Here is a 20,630-nt window from a genome sequence, read left to right as displayed (position 1 = left end):
GACGTCATGCCTCCACACCCATGAGGCGTGCCGGTGGCGGCCTACGCAATCCGGTTCGGCACAGGGCGGCATCATGGGCAACCGGGCGGTTCACCGCCGCCCGGTTGCCTGTTGGAGCCGTGCCGGATCGCGTTGCAACCGCGCACGGCTCTCGGCTTTTGTCTCGGCGCGCTCCCCAGCGCGGAACCGGTGGCCGCTTCGGTGGAGAGCGCGCTTCGTTCCCGCTTCGGGGCGTTCGCCCCTGCCGGTTCAGAGGTGGAACACCACCTTCACGCAGCCGTCCTTCTTGTCACGGAAGGTCTTGTAGAGATCCGGCCCCTCTTCGAGGTTCTGCGAGCGGTGCGTGATCAGGAGGGTCGTGTCGATCTTGCCCTCCTGGATCAGCTTGGTCAGCGGCTCAAGGTAGCGCTTCACGTGGGTCTGGCCGCTCTTCAGGGTCAGGCCCTTCTGCACGATCGAGCCCATGTTGACCGGGATCGGCCCGCCATAGACGCCGGGCACCGAGACGATGCCGCAGGGACGGACCGCCTTGATCGCCTCGGCCAGCGCGTAGGGCCGCTCCGTGGCGGTGAGCTTCTCCTGCACCGTGGAGAGCATGCCGGTGATGCCGCCATGGCCGGCGCTCGCCTCCATGCCGACGCAGTCGATCACGCCGTCGGCGCCCTGGCCCTTGGTGATCTCCTTGATCCGCTCGAACACGTCCTCGTTCATGAAGTCGATGACGTCGGTGGCCCCCGCCTTTCGGGCGAGCGCAATGCGCTCGGGCACCGTCTCGATGGCGATGATACGCTCGGCGCCCATGATCTTGGCCGACTGGATCGCGAAGATGCCGACCGGCCCCGCACCCCAGATCGCGATGGTCTCGCCGCCCTGGATCTCGCAGTGCTCGGCGCCCTGCCAGCCGGTGGGCAGAATATCGGTGAGGAACAGGACCGACTCATCGTCCATGCCGTCCGGCACCGTCATGGGCGCGACGTCCGCCATGGGCACGCGCACGTACTCGGCCTGTCCGCCCGCGTAGCCGCCGGTGAGGTGCGAATAGCCGAACAGCCCGGCGGTCGTGTAGCCGAATTGCGCCGCCGCCATCTCGGCGTTGCGGTTCGAGCGCTCGCACACGGAGTAGTTGCCGAGCTTGCACTGCCGGCATGAGCCGCAATTGATGTTGAAGGGCACGACGATCCGGTCGCCCTTCTTGAACTTGGTGAAGCCCTGGCCGACCTCGACGACCTCGCCCATGAATTCATGGCCGAGCACGTCACCGCTCTCCATGGTGGGCATCAGCCCGTCCATCAGGTGGAGGTCCGAGCCGCAGATCGCGCAGCTCGTCACCTTGATGATCACGTCGCGGGAATCCTCGATCTTCGGGTCCGGGACCGTGTCGCAGCGGATATCGTTGCGGCCGTGCCAGCACAGTGCCTTCATGGCGAGGAGCTCCACATGTTGGTGAGGTGAGGGCCGAACGCGGCCATCGTTTCGGTTAAGCCTGGCGCGGTGCGGCCAAGTTCCGGTCTGTCGACGATTCGCCGAGGGGTGCGTCGGAGATGCGCATCCTCCGCGGAACCCCGCCCCGGTCGTGCTGGGTTGTCGGCTCGGCGGGGCGCTCCGGCGCTTCGTGACGATGCGGTGTCGCAAGCACTGGCGCCCGTCCACCTGCAGCCCGGAGCGGGAGCCCCGATGCCGAACAGTCCGATCCTTCAGCCCGTCACGATCGGTGCCCTGAACCTCAAAAATCGTATCGTGATGGCGCCGCTCACCCGCAGCCGCTCGGACAATGACGGCGTGCCGCCGGATTTCGCCGCCGACTATTACGGCCAGCGGGCGAGCGCCGGCCTGATCATCGCGGAGGCAACCAACATCTCGCCCCAGGCCGTGGGCTACGCCTATACGCCCGGTATCTGGTCCGACGCGCAGGTGGAGAGCTGGTCCCGGATCGTCCGGACGGTCCATGCCAATGACGGGCTGATCTTCCTCCAGCTCTGGCACACCGGTCGGATCTCGCATCCGGACCTGCAGCCGGGCGGGAAACCTCCGGTCTCGGCCTCGGCGATCAAGCCGGAGGGGACCGCCTTCACCCGCGAGGGCATGAAGCCCCACGTGACGCCGCGGGCCCTGGAGACGGACGAGATCCCGGGCATCGTGGCCGATTATCGCCGGGCGGCGGAGAACGCCAAGCGGGCCGGGTTCGACGGGGTCGAGATCCACTCGGCCAACAACTACCTGCTGGAGCAGTTCGTCCGCGATTCGACCAACCGGCGGACCGACCGTTACGGCGGCTCCATCGAGAACCGCCTGCGCTTCCCTCTTGAGGTGGTCCAGGCCGTCACCGACGTGTGGGGCGGCGGTGAACGCGTCGGCATCCGGATCTCGCCCGCCACGACGCAGCCCGGCGAGACGCCCCTGGATTCGGACCCGAACGCCACCTACGGGGCCTATATCGACGCGCTCAATGGCTTCGGCCTGCTCTACGTCCATGCGATCGAGGGCGTGACGCAGCAGACCCGGGACGCGCCGGAGGGGGTGGACCTCGCCGCGCTGCGCCACCGCTTCAAGGGCGCCTATATCGGCAATAACGGGCTCACCCTCGACCTCGCCGAGAAAGAGCTGGCTGCGGGCCGGGCCGATCTCTTCAGCTTCGGGCGGCCCTATCTGGCCAATCCCGATCTGGTGGAGCGGTTCGCCACCGGCGCGCCCGTGGCCGAGGCACCGAAGGCCTATTGGTACGGTGGCGGCGCCAACGGCTATTCCGACTGGCCCGGCATCAACGGGCCCGTCCCCGTGCGACGCCGGGAACCTGTCTGACCGCGAAATCCGGATGCTCCACGCGCGGTGCACAGAGATCCCGGGCCCGCCCCCATCCTGAGGTGGCCCGGGGCACGGCGGAAGCCTGAGGGCCCCCCCCCGGGCGCGCCATCCACCGAAGGTTTCCTCCGAGGCCTGCTCGGTTCGCACCCCAGGATGAAGGTGGCGGGTGGCAGGGGCGACGATGGCCGGCCCTAACTCAGCGCCTCCTGGGCTGCCCGGTACTCCCGCCCATGCCGGCAATAGCCCTCGACGATGCGGATCATCGTGGCGCGCTTCTCGGCATCGAGGGGCGCCAGGATTCGCGCCGGGCGGCCACCCCAGAGGTAGCCGGCCTCAAGGATCTGTCCGGGATCCGTGGTCGCGCCCGCTGCCAACATCACGTCGTCGGCGATCAGGGTGCCGGGGGCGATCGCCGCACCGATCCCGATGAGCGAGCGGGCGCCGATCCGGCTGTCGGCGATCCGCACGTTATGGGCGATCGTCGTGTCGCGCCCGATCACCACGCCCTCGCCGCGGGTGCGGATCACGGTGTTGTCCTGGATGTTGGTGTCGGCGCCGATCACGATTGGCCCGGCCTCCGCGTTGAGGTCGCAGCAGAACAGCACGGTCGACCCGGCGCCCAGGCTCACCCGTCCGCGCACGGTTGCGGTGCGGGCCACGAACACGCTGGGCTCGACCTCGGGCGGATCTCCGGCGGGCGGAGTGGGCCCGTCGCCCATCCGCTCGCGCAGGCGCTCGGCGCGCTCCGCGACGTCGTCGGCATTCACCTTCTGCTTCGGCCGCGCCGGGCTTCCCGCATAGGCGTAGCCGCCGGGCAGCTGAGCCCGTGGGAAGACGGTCGATCCGGCCTCGATCACGGCGCCGTCGCCGATCTCCGCCCCGTCGAGGATCACCACGTCGTCCTCGATCACGACATCCGAGCCGACCGTGCAGGCATGCACGACGCTGTTGCGCCCGACGGTCACGCGGTCGCCGACCTGGGTGCCCCGCACCAGGGTGGCGATGTGGACGGTGGAGCGATGGCCGAGCCAGAACCGCTCGCCGAGGGTGACGCTCTGCCCATCCGCCCGGATGACAGCGTCGTCGCCGATCCAGGCCTGCGCGCCGATACGGGCCGCACCGATCACCGTGCTACCGCGGCCGCACCAGACGGGCCGGCTCGCAAAGTCGGGCTGGACGCCGTCATAGGGCAGGATGAGATCGGGGGTCACACGGATATCCTTCTCCACCGACGGTCTGGGACAACGCATCCCGGAACCGGCAGGGCGCGGCTGAGCGTGTCATATAGAGGCACGATCGGGTGTGACAGGCCGGGGGGCTGGCCGGAGCCGTCCCCGACCCGTATGGACCGGAACATGAGCGCGCCCGTTCCGAGCATCGGCATCCAGGCCGAGCCCTTCGACACCGCGGCCGAGATCGCCCGGATCGGCTCCGATCTCGGCGGCCGGGCCGGCGCCGTCGTCACCTTCACGGGCCTGTGCCGGGACGAAGACGGCCGCTTGGCGGCTTTGGAACTCGAGCACTATCCCGGGATGGCCGAGGCCGAGATCCTCCGGGTCGCCGACGAGGCCATGTCGCGCTGGCCACTCCAGGCCCTGCGGGTGATTCACCGGTATGGGCGGGTGCACCCGGGCGACGGCATCGTGCTGGTGATCACCGCCTCCAGCCATCGGATCGCCGCCTTCGAGGCGGCGAGCTTCCTGATGGACTATCTGAAGACCCGGGCGCCGTTCTGGAAGCGCGAGCACTTGGCCGACGGCACCACCGGGACCTGGGTTGCGGCGACCGCGCAGGACGACGCCGCGGCCGGCCGCTGGAGCTGAGCCGCCTTACACGATCAGCGCGTTGAGCAGCACCGCGAGCGCACCCCCGGCGATGGCGATGCCCATCAGGACCACGCTGCTGAGCTGATCGACGCCATCGACCGTGTGGCCGGGGCCGAGGGAACGGACCGGCGTCTCGCCGTAATGGTCGCTCATCGCGTGTCTCCTGTAGAGGCCGGCGCCTCGATCGGCCGGGCAACCGCAACCAACGCGCGAGATGCCTCACGGTCCCATCCAGGGTCGGGTCGAGCGCAGTGTTCCACGCGGAAATGGTTGGTGGCCCCGCGCACATCCGGCGCCGGGCGCACTTGACCCGGGTGGAACCGCGGCGTTCGTGGGGCCGCGGCGCGGGAGCGATGATGTTGGACAGGAAGCTTCAGGATTTCGAAGGCCCGGTCGGGCCCTGGCGCGGGACGGCGGCGCTCGCCGCATCGGGCATCGCGGTCGTCTGCTTCGCGGCGGCGCTGGCGCTGGCCTGGATGTCGGTGGGCACGCTGCTCCTGATCTTCGCCGGCGTGCTGCTCGGCGTCTTCCTGGATGGGCTGACACGCGGGATTGGTCGCGTCCTGCCCCTGCCCAGGTCTCTGAGGCTCACCATCGCCAGCCTCGCGGTTGCCGCCGCGGCCATCGGATTCGGCAGCTATGGCGGCGCCACGATCGTGCAGCAGGGGCGCGACCTCGGCACCACGATCAAGGATCAGGCCGGCACGGTGACCGGCTGGCTCTCCGAGCGCGGGATCGACGTGCCGAGCTTCGCCCCGCAGGGGGGCGGCAAGGACGGCTCGACGGAATCCGGGCAGCGCGAGGGCGGGCTCGGCGGCCTCGCCAACGGCCTCCTGAAGGGCAGCAGCTCGATCGTCTCGGATGCCGGCAGCGTTCTGGGGCCGGCGGCAGCGGTGATCCTCGGGCTGTTCGACGCCCTGGGCAACCTTCTGGTCATCGCCTTCCTGGGGCTCGCCTTCGCGGCCGATCCGAAGGCCTACCGCGATGGTGTGGTCCGCTTCGTGCCGCCGCAGAAGCGCTGGCGGGCGTCACAGGTCCTCGACGGGGCCGGCGAGACCCTGCGGCACTGGCTGTTCGGCCAGCTGATCATCATGGCGGTGATCTTCCTGTGCACCTGGGCGGGGTTGGCCTTCCTGGGGATCGGCGGCGCGCTGATCCTGGGCCTCCAGGCGGGCCTGCTCGCCTTCGTGCCCACGGTCGGCCCGCTCGTGGCCGGCATCGTGATCGTGCTCGCTGCGCTGGCCTCCGGCACCAAGGCGGTGATCGGCGCGGTGGGTGTCTACCTCGCCGTGCAGTGCCTCGAGAGCTATGGCCTCACGCCCTTCATCCAGAAGCGCGCCCTCGACATCCCCCCGGCCACGATCTTCGCCGGCCAGCTGATCCTCGGCGTGATCTTCGGGCTCTGGGGCATCGCCCTGGCGCTGCCGCTGATGGCGGTGATCAAGGTCCTGCTGGAGCAGCTCTACGTCGAGGACACCCTCCACGAGCAGTCGAGCACGTAAGGTCCCGGTTTCGAGAGGTCTGAGACCTTTCGGGGGGGGCAGGGTGGAACCCTGGAATCGGGCGAAGTCCGATCATCGGGGCTTCGCCCCGACGCCCCGCCGAAGGGCTCGGCCTTCGAGAACCCCGGTGTGCCGTGCTAGCGCAGGGCGTCCTCGATCATCCGGGCCACGGCGAGCGCCCGTCCGTCATCGCCGAAGCGGCCGATCACCTGAACGCCGATCGGGAGCCGGTCCCCCGGCACCGGGACGTTCACGCAGGGCACGCCCATCAGCGTCCAGAGTTGGTTGAAGCGCGGATCCCCGGTCGAGGCGAGCGTCGCGGGGGCCGGCCCCGGCGCGGAAAAGGTCAGGATCGCGTCGTAATCGGCGAACAGGTCCTTGAACACCCGCCGGGCCCGGTGGGCATGGCGGCGGGCATCGTCATAGACGGACGGGGCGATCGCCGCGCCCGCATCGAGATGCGCCCGAACGAGCGGCGGCAAGGCCTCGGCCTGCGTATCGTACTCCCAGGCAAGCGCCAGCCGGCCCTCGTAGTTCTGGATGATGCGGTGGCGCTCCCAGGCCTGCGCCAGTTCCGGCGGCAGCGCCAGGTCGGTCACCTGCGCACCGGCGCGTTCGGCCGCCTGCCGGGCGCGCGTCAGGGCGGTCTCGGCTTCCGGCTCCGGCGCCTCGGCGAAATCCAGGCGGACGAGGCCGATGCGGGGCGCGGATCCCGGCTCGGCCCCCGCGATCTCGGACCGGCCGGTCGCCAACGCCAGGGCATGGGCGACATCCGCCACACCGGCGGCGAACAGGCCCACCGTGTCGAGCGCCCAGGAATACGTCTTCACCCCCACGGTCGGAATCAGTCGGAAGGACGGCTTCACCGCCGCGCAGCCGCAATAGCTCGCGGGCCGGATCACCGAGCCGGCCGTCTGCGTGCCCAGTGCCAGCGGCAGCATCCCGGCGCCGACCGCCGCGGCCGAGCCCGCCGACGAGCCGCCCGGCGTGTGGCCGGGATCGTGCGGGTTGACCGTCGCGGTCGGATCGCTGCTGGCGAAGGCTGTGGTGGTGGTCTTGGCCAGCGCCACCGCGCCCAGGCTCTTCAGCCGCGCCACCACGGCGGCATCCCCCCGCGGGTGCCACCCCTGGTAGATCGGCGAGCCCATCTGCGTCGGCAGGCCGGCGCTGTTGATGATGTCCTTCACGCCCACCGCGATGCCGGCGAGCGGCCCCGTCTCCGGAATCGCTGGCGCCGCGTCGAGGGTGACCAGGGCGCGCAACGCCGGCTCGCGCGCGGCGATCGCCGCGCGGCAGAGGTCGATCGCGCCCGTGGGCGTCAGGGTGCCGGCTGCGATGCGGGCGCGGAGGTCGAGGAGCGAGAGCATTTTGTATTCAGTGCTCCAGAAGGGGTCTCTGTCAACAGAGCCACAGGGCGCGGCATTCCGGAAACGCCGTTGACGAACGCTTTACGCGACCATGCGCATCGTCCGGGTCATGTGGCGTGGCGTATCCCTGTTATCGGCCCTGGCGCTGTTCGGCGCGGGGCTCACCGCGTGCTCGATCAACCATTTCGAGCGGCGCGAACCGTGGCGCGATCAGGCCGAGCAGGTCTGCTTGGCCAAGAAGCTGGTGGAACCCACCGAGTTCATCACGCCGGTGGCGGCGATGGACGGCCCGGGTCCCTGCGGCATGCAGCAGCCGTTCCGGGTGACGCGGCTCGGCGGCGGCTCCGTCGTGCTCAAGCAGCGGATGACGCTCGGCTGCCCGGCTCTGGCCGAAGCCGAGGCGTGGCTCGCCGACACGATCCAGCCCGCCGCCAACCTCTACTTCGGCGTGCCGGTGGCGGAGATCAGCGCAGGCTCGTATTCCTGCCGCGGCCGCAACAACCAGCCCGGTGCCAAGCTCTCGGAGCACGGCTTCGGCAACGCCATCGATCTCATGTCGGTGAAGCTCGCCGACGGGCACGTGATCACCGTGAAGGGCGGCTGGCACGGCACCGAGGCCGAGCAGGGTTTCCTGCGCGAGATCTTCCTCGGGGCCTGCCAGCGCTTCACGACGGTGCTGGCCCCCGGCTCCAACGTGTTCCACTATGACCACATCCACGTGGACCTCGCCCGGCACGACCCGCGCGGATTGCGCCGGATCTGCAAGCCGCTGATCAAGTTCACGCCGCAGCTCGGCACCGGCGCCGAGCGGCCCCTGTCGCGCCCTGTCCCGCCGCCGCGCCAGCCCGCGGCCCCGCAGGCCCCGGTGGATATCGAGGAGGACGATCCCTACGGCGTCTCGCCGATGTCGAAGGCAGCGAGCCCGACGCAGGTCGCCCGCGCCCCCGCGCGCCTGCCCGCGGCGACGTCCTACACCTCGGCGCCTCCGGCCCGCCCCGCGCCGCATGTCGCCGCCGTCCCGGAGGACCCCGGTGAGGCTTACGATGAGCCGCTCCAGTTGGGGGCACCAACGCCCGGCACCGGACCGATCTACTGAGAGCCTATCGGACTGCGGAATACTGATCGTGCACGGCAGATAGAAGGAAGCCCTGCCGAAACTCCGTGGCATCCCGAGCCACCGCTGTTCCAACTCATCCCGGCAGGTGGCCGATCAGGCGGATATCCGGGCGGTTATTCTCGGGCCGGCGCTGATGCATCTCCGCGGACGCCTCGACCCGGGTGAGCCGCGCAGGGGCGCGTCTCCCGGGCGTGCAGGACGCGACGCCATGCTCAAGAGCTGCCCGACGCCCCCGGGCCGTCGATCCGACAGTCCTGCCTCCTTCCGGGAGGGGGTGGCCGAAGCGGCTGTTCCCGAGGGCACGGATGCACCAGGCATAGGGCGCTGAAACAGGGTACCGGGCGCAGGCCTGGATGAGCCCTGCAGCATCGCGCGACCAGCGGGCTTCTTTGGACGGCTTCGCCCCGTCTCAGGGGAGAAGATGGGGCAGGACTGGTCATTGCAAACGGGTGTCGCGCGCAGTAAACCGGTGGCGGGCATGGTTTACAAATGTTTCACGTGAAACATCGGTTTTCACCGGCTTTTAACGATTGAGAACCCCCCGCGTGTCCCACCCGTATCAAGCGATCCCGTCGATGCCGATAGCGAGCTGCTCGGGCCCGCGCAGGGAAGCGCCGGGCCGATAGGGGGGCGGGTCCTGCATCAACCGCGGGGCAACAAGGCGGCGGCTTAAAGCTACCAGGGCGATCTCTGCCTCGATGCGGGCGAGTGGAGCGCCGACACAATAATGCAGTCCGCCTCCAAAGCCGAAATGCTCAATGTCCGGCCGATCGGGATCGAAGCGGTCCGGGTCGTCGAAGCGGGCAGGATCGCGGTTGGCGGCGGCAAAGAGCAGGATGATCGGCGCGCCTTTCGGGATTGTCTCGCCCGCCAGCGTGATCGCGCCGAGCGCCTTGCGGGTCCGGAAATGCACCGGCGGCTCGTAGCGCAGCACCTCCTCGATCAGCCGGGGTGCCCGCTCGGGGTCGGCGCGCAGCCGCTCCAGCTCCTTCGGATGGCGGAGCAGGGCCAGCATGGCATTGGTGATGAGGTTCACGGTGGTCTCGTGGCCGGCGACCAGCAACAGGATCGCGGTGGCGATCAGGTCGAAATCGCTCATCGGCTTGAGGCCGTTCGGGCGGAGGGTAGCGAGCCCGCTCAACATGTCGCCTACCGGGCGCCGCCGCTTCTCGCGGATGAGCCCACGCATATAGTCCGAGATCGCGTCGAAGGCCGCGACGGTGCGGCGGCGGGTCTCGACGTCATGACGCGCATCGGGCTCCAGGGCAGTCGCGAGCTGCGTCGCCCAGGACTGGAACCGCGGCTCGTCGGATTCCGGCACGCCCAGTAATTCGCAGATCACCGAGACGGGGAGGGGATAGGACAGATCCTCGACAAGGCAGACTCGCCCGCGCCCCCGGCAGGCGTCGAGGAGCGCATCGACTTCCCGGGCGATCCTTGGGCGCAGGCCCTGGACACGGGGGATGGTGAATTCGCGCATCACCGCCGCCCGCAGGCTGTCGTGATCCGGCGGATCGCGGAAGATCAGCGGCCGGTGCGCGGTGGCGATCCGGCTGCGGATCGGGTTCAGGATCCAGTCGCGGATTGGGTTGCCGGTGGGCGGCCGCTTGAACGGCGGAAGATCCTCCGAACTCAGCCGCGGGTCGAACAACAGGGCACGGATCGCCGCATGGGTGCTGACCACGTAGCTGCCGTCGTGCTGGCGGGCCACCGGCCGCTCCCGCAATCGGGCATAGAGAGGGTAGGGATCGGCCCTGCTGGCCGGATTCATCACGGCGGTGAACAGAGCCTCGTCGGGCAGAACCTCGTCAGGCATGGAAGACCTCGACCGGGCGGGGGGCTGAGGCCGACGCCCGCGACGGCGAAAAGCCCGGATCGGCCCGCTCAATGCGCGGCTGATCGGTGGCGTCCAGGATCGGCGGGAAAGCCGCGCCCGCCAGGATCGCCCCGGCGTAGGCGGGCAGCCACCGGGCCTGATCGAAGGAGAGGGCCGCGATGCTGCGCCCGGCTTGGCCGTAGACCGCGAGAAAGCGCCGCGACGCCCGCGAGCCCTGCACCACGGCGACCGAATCGGCGCCCGCGGTCAGGCCGACCAGCTTGATGTTGATCCCGAACTGGCTCGACCAGAAGGCTGGCAGGTGGGTGTAGGGCCGCTGGTCGCCCGGGCCTGCCAGCATGTTCCGGGCGGCATGGGATGCCTGCTCGACCGCGTTGCCCCAATGTTCCACGCAGACCAACCGGCCCTCGTAGAGTGGGATCGGCCAGCGAGCGACATCGCCCGCCGCGTAGATGTCCGGGCAGGCCGTGCCGTCCGCGGCGCGGGCGCGGCAGGCCGCGTCGCAGGTGAGGCCGCCGGGATCGGCCATCAGGTCGGCTCGGCGGAGCCATCCGGTCGCCCGGACCGCCCCGAGGGCCGCGATCACGAGGTCGGCTTCCAGGGCACTGCCATCCGCCAGCCGGGCGCGGACCACCCGGCCCGCCGCGTCGCCCTCGAAGGCCTTCACCTGGGTGCCGGGGCGGAACACGGCGCCCGCATCGCGCAGGCAGCCAGCGATCACCCCGCCCACGAAGGTGCCGAAGCTGTTGGCGAGGGGCGCCGGATGGGGATCGGCCAGCGTCACGGGGAGCCCGAGATCGCGAAGGCAGGAGGCGGCCTCGCACCCGATCAGCCCGGCCCCCACGATCAGCACGTGCCGCGGACCGGCGACCAGGGCTGTCCGCAGGGTGCGCGCGTCGTCGCGCCCGCGGAGGGTGTGAATTCCGGCGAGATCGCCGCCGGTTTCGGCCGGCCAGGGGCGGGCCTGCGCACCGGTGGCGACGAGGAGCTTGTCGTAGGCCAGCACCGAACCGTCGGCGAGGCGGACCGTCCGCGCTGCTCGGTCGAGGGCGACGGCCGCGCTGCCGAGCCGCCACCGGGCCCGCAGGCTGGTCAGCTCCGGCAGGCGGGTCGCGTCAGCCTCCAATGCGCCGGCGAGCACGTGCTTCGACAGGGGCGGCCGGTCGTAGGGCCGGTGGGGTTCGGCGCCGACGAGGGTGAGCGGACCGTCGTAGCCGCCCCGCCGCAGCGCCTCCGCGCCGCGCAGGCCCGCCAGCGAGGCGCCGACCACGACGATGCCGGCGGGTTCGGGAGTCACGGCGCCTCTCCGTCATCCGGGGCCGCCTGAAGGCTGATGGCGCGGACCGGGCAGGCCTGGACCGCCCGCTCGATCGTGCCGCGCCGCGCGGCGGCCGGGGCGGGATCGTAGAACAGGATCTCGTGGCCGCGCAGGGCGAAATCGTCAGGGGCCACGTAGCAGCATTGCGCGTAGCCCTGGCAGCGGTTGAGATCCACGACGACGCGCAGCGCGCCCGCCCGACCCACGGACTTCACGCCGACCTCGCCACGGGAACCGCGACGCCCGTACGGCCGCCGCGCATCGGCCCGGAGCGGGCGAGGTCGTCTATCGCAGTCAGGATGCCCGCCATGGCGTCGCGGCTCGCGAAGGCCATCTGCAGCGCCATGGCCCGCTGGCGGAAACCGGGCTCGGTGAGCACCCGGACCACGGCGTTCCGCAGCGCGTCCGGCGCGGGATCGTTGGTGGCGAGGTTGAGGCCGGCGCCGGACCAGCCGACACGGGCGTTCACCTCGGCCTTGTCCTCGGTGAGGCCGGCCGAGACGATCGGCACGCCCGCGGCAAGCGCCTGCGAGACGCTGCCGTAGCCACCGTTGGTCACAAGCGCGCTGACCCGCGGCAGGAGATCGCGGAACGGCAGGAAGCTGGAGACGCGCGCATTCGCGGGGATCGGCCCCCGCAGCGCCGCGACGGGCCGGCCCCCCGTGGTTGCCACGACGAGGAGATCGTTCCGGTCGGCCAGGGCCGCGAGCGTCGGCTCCACCAGCTCGCCGAAATCCGCGTTGGCGAGCGTCCCCTGGGTCACCAGCACGACGGGCTTGCCCGCGGCGTTGGCCGCCTCCAGCTCCGGCCACCACTCCGGCAACGGCGCCGGCGGGGTCGGCGGCTGCAGCAACCCGATGAAGCGTATTCCGGGGGGCAGCGCGCCGTAATCGTACTCGAAGCCCGGCACCGTCGGCTGGAGGAACAGGTCCGGCAGCACGACGATGGAGTGCGGCAGCGAGGACGGCAGCGGCGGCAGGCCGAGCTTGGCGAGCGCACCGTCCGCATAGGCGCGCACCGGGTTGGCGAAGGCTGCATCCATGCCGGCCTTCAGGGCGGCGTAACGGATCCGCTCGGCGCGATCCTGCGCCGGGGGCAGGCCGAGGCCGATCGGGGCGTGGTCCGGCCGGTCCAGGAACAGGAAGCTGACATTGACGACCGCAATCGGCGGCCGGGGCGCCGTATCGAGGAGCAGCGGCAGCACGCCGAGGACCATGCTTCCGGCCACGATGACCTCCGGTGCCTCCGCGTCGATCAGGCGGCGCAGAGCCGCCGCCTGGATCGGCATGGGATCGATGAAGCGCCGCTCGAATTCGCGCCGGTAGCGCTCGGGCCCCGCGGGCAAGTCGGTGGCGCGGAACTCGGCGGCCCCATCATCCGGGTAGGCGGTGAAACGCAGGCCCGCCGCCTCGAACTTGGCCTGGAAGCGCGCATCGGAGAGCACCAGCACGTCGTCCCCCCGCGCGGCGACGGCCCGGCCAACGGCCAGCAGCGGGTTGACGTGACCGGTGAGCGGCGTCGCGGCAATCAGGATCTTCATTGGGCCTCCTTGAGCGAGACCGGAGAGCCGGCCTTGCTCCCCGTCACGGGGGCGCCATCGTCACCCGGAGCGCTTTCAACGCGAGGGTGCGCATCAATCAGAAGGGGAATCGCCCGCGGATCCGTCCGGTTACACCGCGGTGACCGTTGCGTGCGGTCGCGCACAAAAGAGCGCCGGATGCGGGCTCAGGTCAGGCGGCTGCCGAGGTCACGTCCGCCCGGACGCACCGCAAACAGCCTGGACCGGGCGTCGGCGCCTCCCGGCCGCGACACGCCCGCCTGCCCCTCGCAGAGAGGACGGCCCCCTTTGCGACCGGGTGGTCTTGGTTCCTGGTGTTCTTGTTAGACTGGGAAGTCTCGATCCGCAGGATCGCGCAGGCCAGCGGTCGGCACGGGTCCACGCATCGATCCCGCCATGCGCCTGCCGTCTCGGATAACGCCAGTCCTGCCGCGCGTGCTACCAATCGTCGGAGGCGCCCCCGCCGCCCGACGAGCCGCCGCCGCCGGAGACATCGTCGTCCGAGGAACGCGATCCGCCGCTGTCCGAGAAGCCGCCGCCCCATCCGCTCGAGCCCGAAGCCGGGATGTAGGCCGTCTCCCCGGCGCGGCTGGCCCGGCCGCCGGCTCGGACGAGGTACCACGCGACCACCGCCACGATCAGCAGCAGCACGATGAAGAGCGCGACCTGCACGGGATCGGCCGCGTCGGCGTGCTCCAGCGGCTTGCGATGAGCCTCCTCTGCGTCTTTCGCGAGAAGAGCCAAGATCTCGTCGAGGGCCGCATCCAGACCGCCGAAATAGTCGCCGGCCTTGAAGCGCGGCTTGATCGCACCGGAGGTGATCGTGCGGGACAGGGCGTCGGTGAGCGCACCCTCGAGGCCGTAGCCGACCTCGATGCGGACCTTGTGCTCCTGCGGCGCCACCAGCAGGAGGACGCCGTTGTTGAGCTGGGCCTGCCCGAGCTGCCACGTCCGGAACAGGCGGTTGGCGTAATCCTCGACGGTCGTGCCCTGGAGGCTCGGCACGATCGCCACGATCACCTGATCCGAGGTCTTGTCCGCGTGCGCCTTCAGCTTGGCTTCGAGTGCCTGGCGCTGGTCGGGCGTCAGCAGGCCGGCCGCATCGACGACACGGCCCGACAGCGGCGGGAAGGTCAGGTCGCCCGCGAGCGCCCCGACCGCGTAGACCGCCAGGCAGGCGGCGATGACGGCGAGCGCCAGGACGAGCCGCACCCGCGTCGCGATGCTCCGGCCCATCGCCGGATCCTAGAACTTCACGCTCGGCGGCCGGTCGGCATTCGGCGTCGCCGTGAAGGTCTCCATCGGCTTGGCATCGGGATAGAGCAACGCCGCGATCCAGCGGCCCGGGATGGTGCGCACCTCGGTGTTGTAGGCCTGAACGGCGTTGATGTAGTCGCGCCGCGCGACCGCGATCCGGTTCTCGGTGCCCTCGAGCTGCGATTGCAGAGCCAGGAAGTTCTGGTTCGACTTGAGTTCGGGGTAGCGCTCGACGGTCACGAGCAGCCGACCGAGCGCGCCGGAGAGCTGGTTCTGCGCGTCTTGGAATGCCTTGAACGTCTGGGGATCGCTGACCGTGGAGCCATCGACCTTCACGCTCGACGCCTTGGCGCGCGCCTCCGTGACGCCGACCAGCACGTCCTTCTCCTGCTGGGCGTAGCCCTTCACGCTCTCGACGAGGTTGGGAATCAGGTCGGCCCGGCGCTGGTACTGGTTCTGCACCTCGCTCCAGGCGGATTTCGCCCGCTCCTCCAGGGTCGGAACCCGGTTGATCGCCCCGCAGCCGGACAGGCCGGCGGCCATCAGGATCACCGAGAGCAGGCCGAGCAGCCGCGCCGCTCCGGCCGGCCTGCGCAGGGCGCCCGCCGTCGATGTGGTCATCATTCCGTCCCCCGTCCCCAGTCCGCCGGGCAAGGCCCGGCCCGTTGATCACGAAGCCGACAGAACCCGATTCGGACCGCCACGGTAAGTGCCATCCACGCCTCGCGAATGGCGTCGCCGGGCCGTCGGGGCAACGGAGTGCGTCGGAGCGCGTTTGGCACGTCGGAAGCCGGTCGCGTCGCCCTCGCGACCGGCACTCAGACCTTGTCTAAGTGTCCTCCCTTGCGCCAAGCCGGTGCCCATGTCGGGGGACGCGTGTCGGGCGGTTCAGCGGAGATCGGAATGGATGCAGGACTCGCCGATCATCTGAGGGCTGCCGGCGTTACCGCTCGGCGCCACGCCCTGGCGTTCCGGGCGCCGGCCGGAAAGGATGCGCTGCCCTGGTCGGTCATTGAGGCCTTCGACGCGAAAATCCGCGGCCATGTCGAGCGCGATCCCCGGATCGAGGATGAGCGCGACCGGGTGCTGATCGCCGCCGTGAAGCTCGCAGAGACCCCGGTCGAGGAGGGCGAGGACACCATCGCGGCGGCCCGCGCGCATCTCATCGGCGCGATCGACTACCTGGAGCAGGCGGTGATGCGCTTCGGCCGCGTCAACCGGCAGGGGGCGAAGCTCGGCTACGGAAGCTACGGCCAGCCGGTCGGTTCGCCGGACTGACCGGGTGTCCGCAGGCCCGCCGATCGCGGCGACCCTGAGCCGCCTCGACCTGAAGACGCTGCGCCTGTTCGCGGCGATCTGCGCGGAGGGCACGCTCAACGGCGCGGCCCGGCGGGCGGCGATCGCCCCCTCGGCGGTGAGCAAGCGGCTCGCCGAACTGGAGCACGCGCTGGGCTGCACCCTGCTGGTCCGGGAGCCCCGCGGCATGCGCCTGACCCCGGCGGGCGAGACGCTGCTGCACCACACCCGCCGCATGTTGGCGAGCGCCGAGCAGATCGCCCTGGAACTCGCCGAGCATGCGCGCGGGGTGCGCGGCATCGTGCGGGTGCTGGCCAACCTCTCGGCCATCGTGGAATTCCTGCCCGAGGATCTACAGGCGTTCCTCGCCGCCCAGGGCGGGATCCGGGTCGATCTGGAGGAGCGCCCGAGCGGCGGCGTCGTGGCCGGCGTGGAGGAGGGGCTTGCCGATCTCGGCATCTGCGCGGGCAGCACCGACACGCGGACGCTCACCGCCTACCCGTACCGCGCCGACCGGCTCGTCCTGGTCATGCCCGAGAGCCACCCGCTCAGCGACCGCGCCGCCATCACGCTCGCCGAGACGCTCGATTACGACCATGTCGGGCTGCACGTGGAGAGCTCGATCTACGCCACCCTGCGGGACGAGGCCCGGCGCCTCAGTCGGCCGCTGCACCTGCGCATGCATGTGCCGAGCTTCGACGCGATCTGCCGGATGGCGCAGGTCGGGATGGGGCTCGGGACCGTGCCCGAGCATGTCCACGCCCTGCTCGGGCCCTCCATGCGGCTCGCCGCGGTGCCGCTCACAGACCCCTGGGCGCAGCGTCTGCTGTGCCTCGTCGTCCGCCCCGGCTTCCTGCCGCCGGCCGCCCGACTCCTGCTCGATCATCTGTGCGCTGCCGGGGGGCTGCGTTCTCCGGGGGAGAACGCAGGATGATGGATGGTGTTTGGACTCCGGGTCTTCGCTCGCAGTATTCAACATTCAACAAAGATGGAGGAGAGAATGTCCGGCCCGCTCAGCGGTATCCGTGTTCTCGAACTCGGCCAGCTCATCGCCGCGCCCTTCGCGACGCGGCTGATGGCCGAGTTCGGCGCCGAGGTGATCAAGGTCGAGGCCCCGGGCGAGGGCGATCCCCTGCGCAAGTGGCGCAAGATGCACGAGGGCACCTCGCTCTGGTGGTACCTGCAGTCGCGCAACAAGAAATCGATCGCGATCAATCTGAAGAGCCCGGAAGGCCTCGACATCGTCAAGCAGCTCGCCCAGAGCGCCGACGTGGTGGTCGAGAACTTCCGCCCCGGCGGGCTGGAGAAGCTCGGCCTTGGCTGGGATGTGCTCTCGTCCCTCAACCCGAACCTCGTGATGGTGCGGATCTCCGGCTACGGCCAGACCGGCCCCTACCGCGACCGGCCGGGCTTCGGCGCCATCGGCGAGTCGATGGGCGGCATCCGCTTCACCACCGGCAGCCCAGAGGCGCCCCCCGCCCGGGTCGGCGTCAGCATCGGCGACACGCTCGCCTCGCTCCACGGCGTGATCGGCGCGCTGATGGCACTCCTGCGGGTCAAGACGGGCCAGGGCGCCGGGCAGGTGATCGACGTCTCGCTGGTCGAGAGCGTGTTCAACGTGATGGAGAGCCTCGTCCCCGAATACGACCTGCTGGGCGAGGTCCGCACCCGCACCGGTGGCGCACTCCCGGGCATCACCCCGTCGAACACCTATCCCACGCAGGATGGCGGCTATGTCGTCATCGCCGGCAACAGCGACCCGATCTTCCGCCGCCTGATGACGGCGATCGGCCGTCCCGACCTCGCCGAGGATCCGGCATTGCGCAACAACGAGGGCCGCTCCAAGCAATCCGCCCTGCTGGACGCCACCATCGCGGACTGGTCGAAGACCAAGACCGTCGAAGAGGCGCTCGCCGTCCTCGACGCCGCCGACGTGCCGGCCGGCCGGATCTACTCGGTGGCCGATATCGTGGCCGACCCGCACTATCAGGCCCGCGAGATGATCCTCCAGGCGGAATTGCCCGGCGGGACCCAGGTCAAGATGCCCGGCATCGTGCCGAAGCTGTCCGACACGCCCGGCGAAGTGCGCTGGCAGGGCCCGGCGCTCGGCGCCCACACGGATGCGGTGCTGGGCGAACTCGGCCTTGATCCCGCGCGCATCGCCGCCCTGCGCGAGAAGGGAGCGGTGGCATGAACGAGCCAATCATCGTCCAGGAGGTTGCCACGCGTGACGGCTTCCAGATCGAACCCGTCTTCGTGGCGACGGCGGAAAAGATCCGCCTGATCGACGCGCTCTCGGAGGCCGGCTTCAGCCGGATCGAGGTCTCGTCCTTCGTCTCGCCGAAGGCCGTGCCGGCCCTCTCCGACGCCGCCGAGGTTTTTTCCGGGATCCGGCGCCGGCCCGGCACCGTCTATGTCGCCCTGGTGCCGAACCCGAAGGGCGCCGAGCGGGCACTCGCCGCCAAGGTCGACGAGATCAACCTCGTGGCCTCGGTGAGCGAGACCCACAACGGCGCTAATATGGGCATGAGCCCGGCCGACTCGATCGCGGGCTTCGCGCGGATCATGGATTCGGTGCGCGGCGCGCCGGTCAGCACCAACGCCACGGTGGCGACCGCCTTCGGCTGCCCGTTCGAAGGCGACCAGCCGGCCGACAAGGTACTGGCGCAAGTGGAGCGCTACCTGTCGCTCGGCGTCGATGGCGTGACGCTCGCCGACACCACCGGCATGGCCAACCCCCGGCAGGTGGCGCGCCTCGTCGCGCGGGTGCTGCCGCTGGTCGGCCCCGAGCGCCTGACGCTCCACTTCCACAACACGCGCGGCCTCGGCCTCGCCAACGTGCTGGCCGCCTACGATACGGGCGCCCGCCGCTTCGACGCTGCACTCGGCGGCCTCGGCGGCTGCCCGTTCGCGCCGGGGGCCACGGGCAACATCTGCACCGAAGATCTCGTCAGCATGGCGCACGAAATGGGCGTGCCGACGGGCCTCGACCTTGAGGCCCTGATCGGCCTGTCGCGGGACCTGCCCCGCCTCGTCGGCCACGACGTGCCCGGGCAGGTCGCCAAGGCCGGACGCCCCTGCGACCTGCATCCGCCGCCCGCCCAGGCGGCTTGAACCGAAGAGAGACGTTACTGACGGACGCAACGCGCCCCCTCTCCCGTGCGGGAGAGGGTTGGGGTGAGGGACGAGAACGCCTAGGATCGAGCACGCCAGCGAGGCGCTACATTCGGACAGACCTGATCCCTCACCCTGTCCCTCTCCCGCACGGGAGAGGGAACCTGCGCCGGGCCCGGCGAAGACGGCATCACCGTCGTGGGTCGTAAGCCTGCCCACCCAAGCTTGATTCCGCGAAAAGCCGCCCACCCGAAGGCGGCACCGCTCCCCCAAATCCCAAAAAAACGGAGGAAACCATGACCGCAGTCCTTTCGGGCTCGCCGGCGGCCGTCGAGGCCGGCGCGGTGACCGAGAACGCCATCGTCCGCAAGGTCGCATGGCGGCTCATGCCGCTGATCATGATCTGCTACATGTTCGCGTTCTTCGACCGCATCAACATCAGCTTCGCCAAGTTCCAGCTCCAGAGCGATCTCGGCTTCAGCAACGTCGCCTACGGGCTCGGCGCGAGCATGTTTGTCGTCGGCTACGTGATCTTCGAGGTGCCCTCGAACCTGTTCCTCTACCGGGTCGGGGCGCGGCGCTGGATCGCCCGGATCATGATCTCCTGGGGCATCGCCACCGCGCTGATGATCTTTATTCGCAGCGAGTGGCACTTCTATGCCCTGCGCTTCCTGATCGGCGCCATGGAGGCGGGCTTCGCGCCGGGCATCCTCTACTACCTGACCATCTGGTTCCCGGCCTCGCATCGCGGGCGCATCACCTCGTTCATGTTCGTGGCCTCGGCCTTCTCGGGCATCTTCGGCGCACCGGTGGCGGGCCTGATCCTCGGCGGCCTCAACGGCGTCGGGGGCCTTGCCGGCTGGCAATGGCTGTTCCTGGCTGGCGGCCTGCCCTGCCTCATCCTCGGCGTCCTCGTGCTGGCCCGCCTTGACGACCGGATCGCCGATGCGCGCTGGCTCTCCCAGCCCGAGAAGGATCTCCTGTCGAGCCGGATCGCGCACCACAATCGTGATATCGGCGATCACTCGCTCCTCGGGGCGATCCGGCAGCCGGGCTTCCTGCTGATCGGGCTGATCTACTTCCTGCTCCAGATCGGCTCCTACGGGCTGAACTTCTGGGGGCCGGACCTGATCAAGACCGCGAGCGGCGGGCAGGCGGCATCCGTCGGCTTCCTGACCGCGATCCCCTACATCTGCGGGGCGATCAGCATGGTGGTGATCGGGCGCCTGTCCGACGCCTCGGGCGAGCGGCCGAAATTCGTCGCGGGGCTGGCCATCGCGGCGGCGCTCGGCTTCTTCGGCGCCGGCCTGTTCGACAAGCACATCGTGCCGCTGATGTTCGCCCTAGCATTGCTGGGGGCCGGCATCGTGGCCTCGATCCCGACCTTCTGGACCCTGCCGGCCAAGCTCGTCACCGGCGTCGGCGCGGCGGGCGGGATCGCGCTGATCAACACGCTCGGCCAGTTCGGCGGCATCGTCAGCCCCGTGATGGTCGGCTGGGTGAAGGACCTCACCGGCTCGACCACGCCTGCCCTCTACGGCATCGGGGTGCTCTGCCTCGCCGCCGCCGGGCTCGCGCTCTTCGCCATGCCGGCGAGCCTGCGCCGGAGCGATCGCTCAGCCTGAGGCGGTCGCTG

The 20,630-nt window shown here is 70.3% G+C and carries 19 protein-coding genes; 9 read left to right on the top strand and 10 right to left on the bottom strand.

Annotation, left to right across the window (positions count from 1 at the left end; genetic code table 11):
- Window positions 1-249: 249 nt before the first annotated feature.
- On the bottom strand, window positions 250-1,422 hold the full coding sequence (locus BLQ49_RS22370) for a zinc-dependent alcohol dehydrogenase (protein ID WP_091720187.1): 1,173 nt from the start codon (window positions 1,420-1,422) through the stop codon (window positions 250-252).
- Window positions 1,423-1,674: 252 nt separating this feature from the next.
- Between BLQ49_RS22370 and BLQ49_RS22365 the strand changes: the two genes are divergently transcribed.
- Window positions 1,675-2,799: an alkene reductase gene (locus BLQ49_RS22365; RefSeq protein ID WP_091719856.1), complete on the top strand. Its 1,125-nt coding sequence runs from the start codon at window positions 1,675-1,677 to the stop codon at window positions 2,797-2,799.
- A 194-nt stretch (window positions 2,800-2,993) separates the two neighbouring features.
- Here BLQ49_RS22365 and BLQ49_RS22360 read toward each other — a convergent pair whose 3' ends face one another.
- Window positions 2,994-4,013: a gamma carbonic anhydrase family protein gene (locus BLQ49_RS22360; protein WP_091719852.1), complete on the bottom strand. Its 1,020-nt coding sequence runs from the start codon at window positions 4,011-4,013 to the stop codon at window positions 2,994-2,996.
- Window positions 4,014-4,157: 144 nt separating this feature from the next.
- Between BLQ49_RS22360 and BLQ49_RS22355 the strand changes: the two genes are divergently transcribed.
- Window positions 4,158-4,625 carry a molybdenum cofactor biosynthesis protein MoaE gene (locus BLQ49_RS22355; RefSeq protein WP_091720185.1) on the top strand — a complete coding sequence of 156 codons (468 nt, stop codon included), beginning with the start codon at window positions 4,158-4,160 and terminating at the stop codon, window positions 4,623-4,625.
- A gap of 6 nt (window positions 4,626-4,631) precedes the next feature.
- Here the strand turns inward: BLQ49_RS22355 and BLQ49_RS29820 are convergent, their stop codons facing one another.
- On the bottom strand, window positions 4,632-4,781 hold the full coding sequence (locus BLQ49_RS29820) for a hypothetical protein (protein ID WP_167627760.1): 150 nt from the start codon (window positions 4,779-4,781) through the stop codon (window positions 4,632-4,634).
- Window positions 4,782-4,984: 203 nt separating this feature from the next.
- On the opposite strand from BLQ49_RS29820, the gene BLQ49_RS22350 reads away from it, so the two are divergent.
- Window positions 4,985-6,130 carry an AI-2E family transporter gene (locus tag BLQ49_RS22350; RefSeq protein WP_208859095.1) on the top strand — a complete coding sequence of 382 codons (1,146 nt, stop codon included), beginning with the start codon at window positions 4,985-4,987 and terminating at the stop codon, window positions 6,128-6,130.
- Window positions 6,131-6,267: 137 nt separating this feature from the next.
- On the opposite strand, the gene BLQ49_RS22345 is transcribed toward BLQ49_RS22350, so the two are convergent.
- A complete protein-coding gene (locus BLQ49_RS22345; RefSeq protein WP_091719850.1) occupies window positions 6,268-7,497 on the bottom strand; it encodes an amidase in 1,230 nt (409 codons plus the stop codon).
- 109 nt (window positions 7,498-7,606) lie between these two features.
- On the opposite strand from BLQ49_RS22345, the gene BLQ49_RS22340 reads away from it, so the two are divergent.
- Complete coding sequence (locus BLQ49_RS22340; protein WP_091720180.1) at window positions 7,607-8,593, top strand: extensin-like domain-containing protein; 987 nt, start codon at window positions 7,607-7,609, stop codon at window positions 8,591-8,593.
- Window positions 8,594-9,173: 580 nt separating this feature from the next.
- On the opposite strand, the gene BLQ49_RS22335 is transcribed toward BLQ49_RS22340, so the two are convergent.
- From BLQ49_RS22335 to BLQ49_RS22310, 6 genes are all read right to left on the bottom strand, one after another.
- On the bottom strand, window positions 9,174-10,415 hold the full coding sequence (locus BLQ49_RS22335; protein WP_091720177.1) for a cytochrome P450: 1,242 nt from the start codon (window positions 10,413-10,415) through the stop codon (window positions 9,174-9,176).
- Window positions 10,416-10,422: 7 nt separating this feature from the next.
- Window positions 10,423-11,748 (bottom strand): NAD(P)/FAD-dependent oxidoreductase, encoded by a 1,326-nt coding sequence (locus BLQ49_RS22330; protein WP_091719847.1) that lies wholly within the window; start codon window positions 11,746-11,748, stop codon window positions 10,423-10,425.
- Window positions 11,745-11,957 (bottom strand): ferredoxin, encoded by a 213-nt coding sequence (locus BLQ49_RS22325; RefSeq protein ID WP_091720175.1) that lies wholly within the window; start codon window positions 11,955-11,957, stop codon window positions 11,745-11,747. The genes BLQ49_RS22330 and BLQ49_RS22325 overlap by 4 nt, the downstream gene beginning before the upstream one ends.
- A 23-nt stretch (window positions 11,958-11,980) precedes the next feature.
- A complete protein-coding gene (locus BLQ49_RS22320; protein WP_091719845.1) occupies window positions 11,981-13,309 on the bottom strand; it encodes a glycosyltransferase in 1,329 nt (442 codons plus the stop codon).
- A gap of 456 nt (window positions 13,310-13,765) precedes the next feature.
- Complete coding sequence (locus tag BLQ49_RS22315) at window positions 13,766-14,563, bottom strand: TPM domain-containing protein (RefSeq protein ID WP_091719842.1); 798 nt, start codon at window positions 14,561-14,563, stop codon at window positions 13,766-13,768.
- Window positions 14,564-14,572: 9 nt separating this feature from the next.
- Window positions 14,573-15,127 carry a LemA family protein gene (locus tag BLQ49_RS22310; RefSeq protein ID WP_425284026.1) on the bottom strand — a complete coding sequence of 185 codons (555 nt, stop codon included), beginning with the start codon at window positions 15,125-15,127 and terminating at the stop codon, window positions 14,573-14,575.
- Window positions 15,128-15,487: 360 nt separating this feature from the next.
- Between BLQ49_RS22310 and BLQ49_RS22305 the strand changes: the two genes are divergently transcribed.
- The 5 genes from BLQ49_RS22305 (at window position 15,488) to BLQ49_RS22285 (ending at window position 20,619) form a co-directional block, all read left to right on the top strand.
- On the top strand, window positions 15,488-15,862 hold the full coding sequence (locus BLQ49_RS22305; RefSeq protein WP_091719840.1) for a hypothetical protein: 375 nt from the start codon (window positions 15,488-15,490) through the stop codon (window positions 15,860-15,862).
- 4 nt (window positions 15,863-15,866) lie between these two features.
- Window positions 15,867-16,814 (top strand): LysR substrate-binding domain-containing protein, encoded by a 948-nt coding sequence (locus BLQ49_RS22300; protein ID WP_091719837.1) that lies wholly within the window; start codon window positions 15,867-15,869, stop codon window positions 16,812-16,814.
- A gap of 66 nt (window positions 16,815-16,880) precedes the next feature.
- Window positions 16,881-18,074: a CaiB/BaiF CoA transferase family protein gene (locus tag BLQ49_RS22295; RefSeq protein ID WP_091719834.1), complete on the top strand. Its 1,194-nt coding sequence runs from the start codon at window positions 16,881-16,883 to the stop codon at window positions 18,072-18,074.
- Window positions 18,071-18,994, top strand: a complete 924-nt coding sequence (locus tag BLQ49_RS22290) for a hydroxymethylglutaryl-CoA lyase (RefSeq protein WP_091719830.1) — start codon at window positions 18,071-18,073, stop codon at window positions 18,992-18,994. The genes BLQ49_RS22295 and BLQ49_RS22290 overlap by 4 nt, the downstream gene beginning before the upstream one ends.
- A 296-nt stretch (window positions 18,995-19,290) precedes the next feature.
- Window positions 19,291-20,619: an MFS transporter gene (locus tag BLQ49_RS22285; protein ID WP_091719828.1), complete on the top strand. Its 1,329-nt coding sequence runs from the start codon at window positions 19,291-19,293 to the stop codon at window positions 20,617-20,619.
- Window positions 20,620-20,630: the final 11 nt, after the last annotated feature.

The sequence above is a fragment of the Methylobacterium phyllostachyos genome, from assembly GCF_900103445.1.
GTDB lineage: Bacteria > Pseudomonadota > Alphaproteobacteria > Rhizobiales > Beijerinckiaceae > Methylobacterium > Methylobacterium phyllostachyos.
The sequence above is the reverse complement of the archived record's forward strand: the minus strand, read 5'-3'. Positions and strand labels throughout refer to the sequence as shown.